Annotated in this window: 7 protein-coding genes, 1 tRNA gene and 1 pseudogene; 4 read left to right on the top strand and 5 right to left on the bottom strand. The window is 29.6% G+C overall.

The genetic code is table 11. The features are described 5' to 3' along the window. Positions 1-500 precede the first annotated feature (500 nt). On the top strand, positions 501-692 hold the full coding sequence (locus tag ACH2BO_RS14645) for a hypothetical protein (protein ID WP_395045475.1): 192 nt from the start codon (positions 501-503) through the stop codon (positions 690-692). Here ACH2BO_RS14645 and ACH2BO_RS14650 read toward each other — a convergent pair. After that, positions 687-1,241, bottom strand: coding sequence for a hypothetical protein (locus ACH2BO_RS14650; protein ID WP_395045476.1), 555 nt, complete (start codon positions 1,239-1,241; stop codon positions 687-689). The two genes, ACH2BO_RS14645 and ACH2BO_RS14650, sit on opposite strands and share 6 nt — an antisense overlap. Positions 1,242-1,433: 192 nt before the next feature. Between ACH2BO_RS14650 and ACH2BO_RS14655 the strand changes: the two genes are divergently transcribed. After that, the gene (locus ACH2BO_RS14655; protein ID WP_395045477.1) at positions 1,434-2,339 is read left to right on the top strand and encodes a hypothetical protein; all 906 of its coding nucleotides are present in this window, start codon (positions 1,434-1,436) and stop codon (positions 2,337-2,339) included. A 56-nt stretch (positions 2,340-2,395) separates the two neighbouring features. Here ACH2BO_RS14655 and ACH2BO_RS14660 read toward each other — a convergent pair whose 3' ends face one another. Then, on the bottom strand, positions 2,396-7,309 hold the full coding sequence (locus ACH2BO_RS14660) for a beta strand repeat-containing protein (protein WP_395045478.1): 4,914 nt from the start codon (positions 7,307-7,309) through the stop codon (positions 2,396-2,398). 507 nt (positions 7,310-7,816) lie between these two features. Between ACH2BO_RS14660 and ACH2BO_RS14665 the strand changes: the two genes are divergently transcribed. Then, positions 7,817-7,890: transfer RNA gene (locus tag ACH2BO_RS14665), tRNA-Arg, on the top strand. Between the two features lie 137 nt (positions 7,891-8,027). On the opposite strand, the gene ACH2BO_RS14670 is transcribed toward ACH2BO_RS14665, so the two are convergent. Both ACH2BO_RS14670 and ACH2BO_RS14675 read right to left on the bottom strand, forming a co-directional pair. Further along, a complete protein-coding gene (locus tag ACH2BO_RS14670; RefSeq protein WP_395045479.1) occupies positions 8,028-9,491 on the bottom strand; it encodes a magnesium chelatase in 1,464 nt (487 codons plus the stop codon). 149 nt (positions 9,492-9,640) lie between these two features. Beyond that, positions 9,641-10,759: a VWA domain-containing protein gene (locus tag ACH2BO_RS14675; protein WP_395045480.1), complete on the bottom strand. Its 1,119-nt coding sequence runs from the start codon at positions 10,757-10,759 to the stop codon at positions 9,641-9,643. Between the two features lie 107 nt (positions 10,760-10,866). On the opposite strand from ACH2BO_RS14675, the gene ACH2BO_RS14680 reads away from it, so the two are divergent. Beyond that, positions 10,867-11,439: a pentapeptide repeat-containing protein gene (locus ACH2BO_RS14680; protein ID WP_395045481.1), complete on the top strand. Its 573-nt coding sequence runs from the start codon at positions 10,867-10,869 to the stop codon at positions 11,437-11,439. 55 nt (positions 11,440-11,494) lie between these two features. Here ACH2BO_RS14680 and ACH2BO_RS14685 read toward each other — a convergent pair. Then, positions 11,495-11,695, bottom strand: a pseudogene (locus ACH2BO_RS14685) (hypothetical protein); the annotation flags it as partial.

The raw sequence follows: 11,695 nt of genomic DNA on the forward strand, positions 1-11,695 counted from the left end.
GATTGATTGGAACTTATTTAGGATTTTGGGTGATTAGATTGGTTGCTCAAGAAAAACAAAAATATCCTGGACTTACTAGAGAAGTAAAAACTACGTTTGAACATCCAACTGAAGGTGGCGAAAGAGAAATTTAAAAATTCATGGAACAATTTATAGATTTTCTTGATAGTATAGATAAGAATTTTATTGATGGCATTTTTATCAGTGTTATTTTAATACTTTTAGTTAAAAGGTTTTTAAAAATAGTTGATATCAATATTGCACTTAATATTATCAGTTATATAATTTTATTTTATAGCATTTTAACAACACTATATTTGATATTAATTATCGTTTTTAAAGTAAATTCTAACTTATACTTCACTTTTATAAAACGTGCCACAGGAATTTATAAGTTTATTTATATTTTATTACTTTTTTTACATTCATTTCTTCCTTTTCTCTTATTTTTTAAAAAAATCAGAACAAAAATTTATTTTGTCTTTTTCATATCAGTATTTATGAATTTAGGTTGGTTGTTTGAATCGTTTGTTATTCATGTAACAAGCTTACACAGAGATTATGCAGATGAAACTAATGCATTATTACCTTTTAATAGAGAATTAATTATTATTGCTAAAGGATTTATTTTGGGGATTTTTGCTTTAATAATTGGTCATATATTCGAAAAATATAAACTTTCTAAACTATAAAAATTCTCTTCTAATCTCTTGAAACGATTGATTAGAATTGATTAATCTATTTATAATTTCTTTTCTCAAAACATCAATATTCTCCTCATTTAAATATTTTGCCCAGGTTGTTTCTTCAAATAAAGTTCTTATTTGTTTAATTAGTTTTGTTGTTTCTGTTGAAGTTCTTATTATTTTATCAGATGAATAATTTTCACTTTGCTTGTGATAATAGTTTACCGATTTAAAATCGAAATTGGCTTCTAGAAAATATAATTTTTCATAATCATTGTCGGCATAAAAATCTGACCATTTAGCAAATCCTAGTTTGTTTCTAGTAGAGTTTGAAATCTGTTTGTTTAAATTTTTATCTAATCGCCACTTGCAATTGGCAACTCTACTCCAATGATTGGATAAACGATACACACCGTTTTCTACAAAATAATAACTACTACCCGATTTACTTTTGAAATTTAATTTTAAATTTTTAATTAATTCAAAATCAACTTCTTGAAAAATACAAAAAGTGTGTTTATGAAAATTGGTTTTATTGTAGGTTTCGATTGGCATTTAGAAATTATTTTAGCAAAAATAAAATAAATTTTAATCAATAAGAATATTTATGATTATTATATAAATCTTATAAATTAATTTTTTTTAATAATAAATCTTACCCAAAAAAGTTAAAAATTTGTAAAACTATTATAAAATAAAACCAATAAATTATACTTTTGATTAGTTTAATTTAAAATTCTAAATATTATGACATTCAAAAACTTTATTGCTGTAGCTTTAATCATTTTGATGAATTTCAACGCTATAGCACAAGAAAAAAAATCTTTTTCTACAATTAATGTGGAAGATAATATTATAATGACCTGGAATAAAAATACTCCAGAAAGCGAAATGAAAGACGACATAAAAGCTTTGTCAGAAAAAGGTATTACCATTAAATATTCTGGCATAAAACGTAATTCTAATAATGAAATTACGGCTATTAAAGTTGAGTTTTCAGATAGAAAAGGAAATAAAGGAATTTTAGGTTATGACAATCAAAAACCTATTGGTACCATAAAATTCTTTAATCAAAATGGCGAAATTGGATTTGGTGAACCATCCAATTCTAATGACATGTTAGCAAGTAATGATTTTTTTAACAATTTGAACAATCCTCAGGATATAATCAAGCAATTTCAATTTAAAAATGGCGAAAATGATTCACAAACTTTTAGTTATAATTTTGGCGATGGCGAAAGTTTAGGTAAATCGAGTTCTAAAATGATTATAAAAAAAGATGGTAAAAAACCGCTAGTAATTCAAGATGGTGATGTTGTTGAAGGCGGAGATGATTATACAAAGGAAGAACTAGAAGATATAAAAAAAGGAAATCGATTTGAATATAAAGATAGTAATGAACTTAATAAAAATGAATTTGATTTTAGAAATAATGATGGTTTAGAGAATTTTAAAAAGCAAATTGAAAAAATACAAATTGATATTGATAAACCTAAACCAAATTCATCATCTGATTTTAATAATGACTTTGATAAAACCAAAAACGAAATGTTAAAAGCCAAAGAAGAAATGATTAAAGCCAAGGAAGAGATGGAAAAAGCAAAAAGTGAATTAGAAAAAGCTAAATCTACATTAAAAACTCAAAAAACATAATTTGTATAAAAAAACCTTTCATCACTGAAAGGTTTTTTTGTAATTTATTTTTATAATTAATTAATAACCTTTTTGGTTACAACTAAATTTGTATCGGTAGTGATTTTTATTATCAATACTTGATTTGTATTTTTCAAATTAACTTTGGTTTCTGAAGCATTAATATTATTTTTTGTCAATAATAATCTTCCGTTTATATCATAAACTTTAATAGATGACATTATTGTGCTTCCTGAGTTTATATTCAAATCTTGGTTTTGTTTGTAAACCACAATAGAATTCTCAATGATTGTTGGAACTTCTACAGCTAAAGATGATGTGTAAATTATTTCAAAACGAGTATTGAAAACTCCAATTTCACTATTAAAAGTGTAATTTCCAGTTTTTAAATCAAATACTGTATTTGTTAAATTGTCTCTCAAATAAATTGCTTGTTCTGTTTCTTCGAACAATCCATCAAAATGATTAATTGATATTGTATATGATCCAGCAGTTTCAACTTTAAATCCTAAAACAACAACATCTGCTGTGTCAAATGGCAATGGTCTTCCTTGAATGGCATATTCATTGTTATTTATAAGTGTAGTTAATGCAGTTTGACTATCATTAAAATATTTACCATCAATTCCGTCATCAACATCATTAGTAGCTTCATCCATATAAGAAACCATTGTTTGAGAAATAAAACCAGTAGTATTTGATAAATCTAACCAAACTCTATTTCGGTCTTCAATTGCTCTTAAAAATTGATTACTATTATCTGTAACTCTCATTGAATTGGTAAAGTTTATAGATGTAGAAGTCGATTTAACAATAAATCCTTGTCCAACTTGAATGAATCCATTTGGAGTTAAAGCTAAAGGATCGCCAGCATTTTGATCAGTTCCTGTTCCTCCAGCCAAAGTATAAGTTGCATAGGAAGACATTGCCGTATTATTAGTTTTTCTCCAAAAATATAATGCTTCGACTATATTGTTATCATCTATAAAAGCATCGGCTTCAATTGTTGACGGATAAGGATTTCCAACAGCATTGTAAGTATTATTTACAACAGGAACTGTAACTGGTCCATTATTTGGAACACCTGTAAATTGTCCGTTCCAAATTGCTGCCCAAGTTGGATGATTATTAGGAACTCTAATTAAATAACCAGTACCAACAGAAAAATTTGTTGTCGATGGCGATGCAATAACACTATATAAATTTGTAGCCGAATTATAAGTATAAAAACGATTAGACAATGTTAATGGCGAAAAAGCTTGCAATTCTTGACTAGAAACTGGCGATGACCATAACGAATAATCCAAACGTTTAATCGGTGCGCTATTACGTTTTACAATAATATTTCCAGAATTGGCAACATCACTTGTTTGTATTAAATTAGAATTATTATTTAATGTGAAACTTCCCGAAGCAATAGTTAAAGCTCCATTCAAAACAACATTATCTCCAGAAGAAACAATTACTATAGCATTGTTGTTTACAGTTAAAGAACATGCATTTAAATCTCCTGTTGAAGTATAATTTGCCGAAATAATTGCTGTTGTAGTACTTGTTGGAACACCATTATCCCAGCTTCCGCCACCAACAGTTGACCAAGTTGTAGTTAATACTGTAACAATTGATGTTCCAGAGATAACTGGTGTACAAACACCATTAGAAACTACTGCTCTAAAATAAGTTGTTGAAGATATAGATCCAATTTCTGCAATTGTCAAAATAGTAGAATTAGTTCCAATATTTGAAAGGTTAACAGAAAATCCAGAATTATCTGCTTTTTGCCATTGAACTGTTCCTGTTGCACTTGAGATTGTAATATCATTAGAAGGAGAACTTCCAGAACAAATAGCTTGATTAGATGAAATACTTCCAACGCTTAGAGCTGGAGTAACAAGTAATAATACTGGAGTAGAATTAGAAAAACAACCAGAACTTGTTATAACACATCTAATATAATAATTATTATAAGTTAATGGAGTATTTGCAAAAGTTAAAGTGCTTAAAGTATTTCCTGAAACACCTATTAAACCATTTGTGTTGGTCCAAGTAGTAATTGGATTGGTTGAATATTGCCATTGATAAGTTGGAGATAATGCTGATGTAGCAACTGTAAATGTTCCAGTAGTATTTTGACAAATTGTTATTGGCAAAGGTTGTGATGTAATTGTTGGTGATGGATTTACTGTAACAGTAACTATATTCGAAACAACAGATGATGCACAAGTTCCAATAATTACAACATCATAACTTCCTGCTTCTGTTGTTGTTGCATTTGTTAAAGTTAAAGTTGCAGTATTTTGACCAGAAAAAATTCCACTATTAATAATATCAACTCCATTTCTTCTCCAAAAATATTTTAGTCCTGAACCAGTTGCTGTTACAGAAATAGTCTGAATACCATTTCCAGAACAAGTTGATGAAGGAGTTACAGGTTGAACAGTTATTGTAGGTAAACTACAATTATTATTTATTTTTCCTGTTGATGCAGTAAAATAGGTTGAGTTTATATTAGCTGCAGAAGAACCTGTTCCACCCCAAGAACCAGAGGTTTGAAAAACACCACCTAAAGATAATCCAACCGAAGTATGAATAAGTCCAGTAGTAAGATTAGCCACAACACCTGTAGCAACAGACAAAGTGTTACTAATTGTTGTTGATGCTGAAAATGTATTAGTTCCTGAACCTGATAAAGTTAAATTATAATAAGGTAATGCAACAACCGTTTGTGCCGCACCATTATACTCTACAGTTCCTGTTCCTGAAATAAATGCTCCTCCAGTTCCGCTTATTGATCCAGCAAATTTTAAAATACTTGAACCACCATTTAAAGTTCCTGCTGTTCTAGTATAATTAGATGAATAAGTATGTGTTAAACCAGTTCCTAAATTTAAAGTTCCTCCAGTTCCATTTATTGTAAGTCCAGAACCACTTGTGTTTCCAGTAAAAGTTGCAGTTCCGCCAGTTTTGGTCATTGAAACCAAACCTATAGTATTGAACCCAGCAATACTTTGAGTAGCCATTGTGTTTGTTATAACAATTGGTGAACTTCCAGCGTTAAAAGTTCCTCCATTATTAATAAAATTACCACCAAAAGTTAATTGAAGGTTTGCAGTATTTAATGTTGCTCCAGTATTTATAGTTAATGGTGATGAAATATTAAAAACTTTTGCTATATTCATTGTTATTGCTCCAGTATTTGATACAATAACTCCACCAAGTCCAGAAAATGGTGTTATCCATTCTACTCCAGCAGTTCTTGCTGTTGCGGTATTGTATACAAGAGTTGCATTTGCTCCATAAGTTGGTGTTGCAGAAACAGTAGCTGTTCCTTCTATTGAAACAATTCCATTTGCGGTACAATTTAATGTAGTTAAAGTCTTTAATCCTGAATTAGAAAACGTAAGGTTATTAAATGTTGTTGCAGTTGAAGAAATTGTTTGATTTCCTGCAGCTCCAAAATTTACAGTACTTGTTCCAGCAGTAAAAAGAGTACCAACTCCATTCCAAGCTGTTGCACTAATTGCTGTTATATTTAATGTACTCGAATTACCATTTAAATTTCCTGTAGTAAGAGTAATATTTCCTGTAGAAGTATGATTAAAAGAAGATCCAAGATTTAAAGTTCCTCCTACTCCATTTATTGTTATTCCGTTACTAACTATATTTCCAGTTAAAGTTGCAGTTCCTGTAGTTTTTGTCATAGAAACTAAACCAGTTGTACTAAAACCTGCTATACTTTGAACCGCCATTGTATTTGTAATAAGTAATGGAGAACTTCCAGCATTAAAAGTTCCACCAGAATTAATAAAATTACCACCAAAACTAAGTTGAAAATTTGCTGTATTTAAAGTTGCTCCACTATTAATAGTTAATGGTGCTGAATTATTAAAAACTTTTGCATTATTCATGGTTATTGCTCCAATGTTTGCAATATTTACTCCGCCAAGTCCTGCAAATGGTGTTATCCATTCTACACCTGAGGTTCTTGCAGTTGTTGTATTGTATTTTAATGTTGCATTTGCGCCATAAGTTGGTGGCGCAGAAACTGTTGCTGTTCCTTCCATTGAAACTATACCAGTTGCAGTACAATTTCCGGTTGTTAATGTTTTTATACCCGAATTTAAAAAAGTAAGATTATAAAATGTTGTTGCAGAGGATGAAATTGTTTGATTTCCAGCTGCACCAAATTTTACAGTGCTAGTTCCAGCAACAAAAACAGAACCAGTTCCGCTCCAAGCTGTAGTATTAACAAAATTTACATTTAACGTGCTTGAACCACCATTTAAAGTTCCAGTAGTTAATGTTATTCTACCTGTTGAAGTATGGTTTAAAGCTGAACCTAAATTTAAAGTTCCATTTGAACCATTAATTGTAAGTCCGCCATTATTCATGTTACCAGTTAAAGTAGCAATTCCTCCTGTTTTTCTCATACTAACAATTCCTGTAGTATTAAATCCAGCAATACTTTGTGCAGCGTTTCCATAAAATCTTACTTGAGTTGCAGTTAAAGTATGTGTTCCAAAATTTGTTAAATTACCAGATAAATAAATTCTACCTGAACCCATTGTAAAACTACCCGAATTGGTAAAATTACTTGTTAATCCATTTAGAACTAATCGACCACTTGTTCCATTGAATATTCCGTTGTTTATAAAGCTTCCTGTTAAAGTAAGTGCATTTATAGTACCTATTTTTAAAGTTCCACCACTATTAATTGTAACATTTGTTATTGTTGTTGCTGCTGTTAATGTTACAGTGGCAGCATTAACAATAATTACATTATCGGCTGCAGTTGGAGCAATCCCACCAACCCAAGTTGAACCAGTTGACCATGTTCCTCCAGTTGCTGTACTTGTTTTAGTTGCTGCTTGCAAACAAGAAATAAAAAAAATAAATAGTATTGAAAATCTAATTTTACTAATATTAAATTGATAATTTTTTAATTTTGAAAACTGTAAAGTTTTTTTCATATTATTTAATTTATAAAAAGTCAAAAATATTTAAACTATAAATTGGATTAATTTGTATCTGTTTTTAAATTCTATAAACTATAAAATTTGTTATTGCTAGAAAACTTTCAAATCAATGCTCAAAATTAGACTACAAAATTGAAAATAAAAAATAAATCATCGATTAAATACGTATTTTATCGATTAAACACAAATAACATTTGTTTTGTAAGTTTATGTTTATAAAATAATATTGTTAAGTATTATAATAATAAAAATAAATAATTAGTAATAAGTATTTTTTTATATTTTTGACTTTATGTATAAACTATTAGCAAAACTAAATAAGTTTATTTTACCAAGTTTTTCTAAACAACAATTAGATCTTTTAAAAGCTAAAAATTGGCAAAAGATTATAATTGGTTGGAGGTATTTTATTACAAAACGAGCTATAAAATAATCTAAATATTTTCGAGTTTAGATTTGCAAATTTCACAATTATAACTATCTTTGCATTCACAAAAAAAAGGCCTTGTGGCGCAACTGAATAGCGCACTTGATTACGGCTCAAGAGGTTACTGGTTTGAATCCAGTCAAGGTCACAGAAGAAAAAGTTCTAACTAAAGTTAGAGCTTTTTTTATTAAACATGGACAAGAGCATAACATTATAATTTATGCATTTAATTATAAAAAAATCGGTTTAGAAAATTCTAAACCGATTTTTATTTTTCAAATAAATTTATAATTTACTAATATAACTTCCGTACAAGTCTTTAAATTGATACCCAACGTCTACTCTATCTTTACTCAATTTATCGTATTCTACTAAACCCCAAAGTACAAATTCTTTCAAGAAATACTTGTCTTCAAGTGCAATTGTAGGTTGGTATTTCTGAATTAAATCTTCCAATGGTTTTACTTCGTCCAATTGTTTTTTATATTCTTCATCAGTTGCATCGTCTAGTAATTCAAATCCAGTTTCCGCAAAAAACCATTCTAAAACTTTTGCAAAAGGACTGTTGTCAGCATCACGCTCTAATTTTTCAATTTTCGGAAAATAAGCAGGAAAAAATGTATGAATAGCATCGCCAATTAAATGTTGCGCCACAACTGCTGCGCCTTCTTGTTCTCCTTCATAAACCAATTCTACTTTTCCTGTCAATGCAGGAATAATTCCCATAAAATCGGATAATCTAACCGTAGTTTTTTCACTTCCAGATTTTAATGCTCTTCGTTCTGCTGTACTTACTAAATTTTCAAAAGCTGTAATTGTCATTCTTGCACTTACCCCACTTTTATTGTCAATGTATTCACTTTCTCTGGCTTCAAATGCAATTTGTTCTAACAAATCTCTAGCCAATGATGGAACGTAAACACTTTCCGATTGTTGTTTGTTTAATTTTGCTTCTTGCTCTGTAATTGTTCTTGCAATTGCAACCGTTTCTGGATAATGTGTAAGAATTTGTGAACCAATTCTGTCTTTTAAAGGCGTTACAATACTTCCACGATTGGTATAATCTTCTGGATTTGCAGTAAAAACGAATTGCATATCTAATGGCATTCTTAATTTGAAACCACGAATTTGAATATCACCTTCTTGCAAAATATTAAATAATGCAACTTGAATTCGAGCTTGTAAATCTGGTAACTCATTGATAACAAATATGCAACGATTTGCTCTTGGTATCATTCCGAAATGAATTACTCTATCATCTGCATAAGATAGTTTTAAATTGGCTGCTTTTATCGGATCAACATCACCAATTAAATCGGCAACGGTTACATCTGGTGTTGCGAGTTTTTCTGAAAATCTATCACTTCTGTGAATCCAAGAAATTGGTGTAGCATCACCTTTTTCTGCAATTAAATCTTTGGCAAATCTAGAAATTGGATTTAATGGATCATCATTAATTTCTGAACCAGAAACTATTGGCATATATTCATCCAAAAGTTCGATCATTTTCCTGGCTAAACGTGTCTTGGCTTGACCACGAAGTCCAAGTAAATTGATATTATGACGCGATAAAATAGCACGTTCTAATTCAGGAATTACGGTGTTTTCAAATCCGTGAACTCCTTCAAAAACAGGTTTTCCCGATTTTATTTTTTCACGTAAATTGTCACGTAACTCATCTTTAATACTTCTTGAAACGTATCCTGATGCTTTTAATTCTGCTAATGTGTTTATGTTTTCTATTTTCATTTTTTTTATTTAACCACAAAGAGCACAAAGTTTGGCACTAAGTTCACTAAGTTATTTTATTTTTTAATTTTATTCTATTTGAATTTTGTCTTTTTAATTTAATTTTTTTTACATTTTCTGATCACTGAAAACTGATTACTGAAAACTGATTACTTAATTTTCTTCTTCCTATTCGTTTCATAATCTTCAAAAATCATTTCGCCCAAACCTTTCAAACCAGTGTAAAAAGCTTTTCCTTGATTGGCTTCTGTAAATCGGTTTACAAATTTCTGCAAATAAGGATCATTAGCAATCATAAAAGTTGTTATCGGAATGTGTAATTTTCTAGCTTGTTGCGCTTGGTTGTAACATTGTTCTACAATATATTCGTCTAAACCATTACTGTTCATATAATAAGTTCCATCTTTTTCACGAACGCAACTTGGTTTTCCATCGGTAATCATAAAAATTTGCTTGTTGGTATTTCGTTTTCTGCGCAAAATATCCATTGCTAATTGCAAACCAGCAACTGTATTGGTATGATATGGTCCAACTTTTAAATAAGGTAAATCTTTAATTGCAATTGGCCAAGCATCGTTACCAAAAACTAGAATATCAATGGTGTCTTTTGGATATCTTGTAGTAATTAATTCTGCCAAAGCCATTGCTACTTTTTTGGCTGGTGTAATTCGATCTTCACCATATAAAATCATACTGTGACTGATGTCAATCATTAAAACAGTACTCATTTGGGCTTTAAATTGTGCATCTTCTACAACCAAATCATTTTCGGTGAGCATAAATTCTTCTGTACCATTATTGATTTGAGCATTACGCAAACTTTCGGTAAGTGAAATACTTTCTAAACTATCGCCAAAATGATAATTTCTAAATTCGCCAGTTTGTTCATCGCCAGCACCAGAATATTTAGTTTTGTGATTTCCGCTTCCAGATTTTTTAAGATTTCCAAAAATTTGATCTAAAGCTTGCTGACGAATTGCTCTTTCAGTCTTAGCAGTTATGCCAGTTCCAGAAGTTCCATCGTCTTTTAGTTCTTCTCTAATGTATCCTTTTTTCTTTAAATCTTCTATAAAATCGTCAATTGTGTAATTTTCATCTGTGAGTTTATATTCTACATCCAATTGTCGAAGCCAATCTATAGCTTCATCAAAATCGCCAGAAGTATGCGTAATTAATTCTTTGAAAATCTCAAAAAGTTTATCAAATGGTGATTGAAATGGCGCTTCGTATTGCTTAAAGAAAAATCCTTTTTTTGTGTTCATTTCCATAGAATATAAAATTAGTATTAAAATTGTGGTGTTCCTAGAAAACGAATATTAATTTTTAGTTAAAGTAATGATTCAAATGTGTAATTTTACATTTTTAAAAATAAAAAATGAGTGCAGATTATATTTTAGACGAAGAATTTACAGGAAAAAATTTTGAAGAAATTGATATAAAATACAAAGATTTTGAAAACTGCACTTTTCACAATTGCAATTTTACTCAATGTGATTTTATGGCAGTAACTTTTATAGATTGTAATTTCTTTGATTGCAATTTTAATGATACTAAAATAAATTATGTTTCACTTCGTGGTGCTTTTTTTACTAAATGTAATTTTACAAATGTAAATTTTGCCATGACAGATCAAGTAATTTATGACTTTGGTTTTAAAGATTGCTTATTGGATTATGCAAAATTTTACAAATTAAAGCTTAAAAAAATGCAATTTATTAATTGTAGCATGGTTGCAGTAGACTTTATGTCAAGCGACTTAACCGAAGTAGTATTTGACAATTGCAACTTGCGACACGCAGTTTTTATGGATACAATTGCCAACAAAGCCGATTTTACAACAAGTTATGATTTTACAATTGATCCAGAGAAAAACAAACTAAAAAAAGCACAATTTTCTGTTGATGGATTGAAAGGACTTTTAATGAAATATGATATTGTTGTGAAGTGAAAATATATACTCAATTCAAATTAGTTGCAAGTTTTCAGTTACTATTTTTAATAATTTATTCCTCCATCAAAACCTCCAAAATACTAATAGCAGCTTCACTAATTTTAGTTCCAGGACCAAAAACGGCAACTGCTCCAGCATCAAATAAAAATTGATAATCTTGCTTTGGTATTACGCCACCAACAATTACCATAATATCTTGGCGTCCATGTTTTTTTAGTTCTTCTATAACTTGCGGAACAAGTGTTTTGTGTCC

Source organism: Flavobacterium sp. (assembly GCF_043773265.1).
Taxonomy (GTDB): domain Bacteria; phylum Bacteroidota; class Bacteroidia; order Flavobacteriales; family Flavobacteriaceae; genus Flavobacterium.